Source organism: Serratia sp. OLAL2 (assembly GCF_002752475.1).
In the GTDB taxonomy this organism is placed as follows: domain Bacteria; phylum Pseudomonadota; class Gammaproteobacteria; order Enterobacterales; family Enterobacteriaceae; genus Serratia; species Serratia bockelmannii.
Genome location: NZ_MSTL01000026.1, coordinates 1 through 1,037, shown reverse-complemented (window position 1 = coordinate 1,037; position 1,037 = coordinate 1). Strand labels below are relative to the sequence as shown.

Annotated in this window: 1 protein-coding gene; it reads right to left on the bottom strand. The window is 53.8% G+C overall.

The window, feature by feature from the left end; all coding sequences use genetic code 11:
* On the bottom strand, positions 1-1,037 hold a 1,037-nt coding region (gene tuf / locus BVU99_RS24820; RefSeq protein WP_099817691.1), incomplete at both ends, for an elongation factor Tu.

The following is a 1,037-nucleotide window of genomic DNA, read 5'->3' as shown; positions in this document are numbered from 1 at the left end:
ACAACCATGTTCACGTTGTCGCCTGGCATTACCATCTCTACGCCTTCTGGCAGTTCGATGGTACCGGTCACGTCAGTGGTACGGAAGTAGAACTGTGGACGGTAGCCTTTGAAGAATGGCGTGTGACGACCACCTTCATCTTTGCTCAGGATGTACACTTCAGATTCGAACTGGGTGTGTGGCTTGATGGAGCCTGGTTTAGCCAGTACCTGACCACGTTCGATTTCTTCACGTTTGATACCACGCAGCAGAACACCTACGTTCTCACCAGCACGGCCTTCGTCCAGCAGTTTGCGGAACATTTCAACGCCAGTACAGGTAGACTTAACGGTGTCTTTGATACCAACGATTTCAACTTCTTCGCCAACTTTGATGATACCGCGCTCAACACGACCGGTAACAACGGTACCACGACCGGAGATGGAGAATACGTCTTCGATTGGCAGCAGGAACGGCTTGTCGATAGCACGCTCTGGCTCTGGGATGTAGCTGTCCAGGGCTTCGGCCAGTTCGATGATTTTCGCTTCCCACTCAGCTTCGCCTTCCAGCGCTTTCAGCGCGGAACCGCGGATCACTGGCAGGTCGTCGCCTGGGAAGTCGTAAGCGGACAGCAGTTCGCGAACTTCCATTTCCACCAGTTCCAGCAGCTCTTCATCATCAACCATGTCGCATTTGTTCATGAATACGATGATGAAAGGAACGCCAACCTGACGACCCAGCAGGATGTGCTCACGAGTCTGAGGCATTGGGCCGTCAGTCGCAGCTACTACCAGGATCGCGCCGTCCATCTGAGCAGCACCGGTGATCATGTTTTTCACGTAGTCGGCGTGCCCTGGGCAGTCAACGTGCGCGTAGTGACGAGTCGGGGTGTCATACTCAACGTGAGAGGTGTTGATGGTGATACCACGAGCTTTTTCTTCTGGCGCGTTATCGATCTGGTCGAAAGCACGTGCAGAACCGCCGTAGGTTTTAGCCAGAACGGTGGTGATCGCTGCAGTCAGGGTAGTTTTACCGTGGTCAACGTGGCCGATAGTACC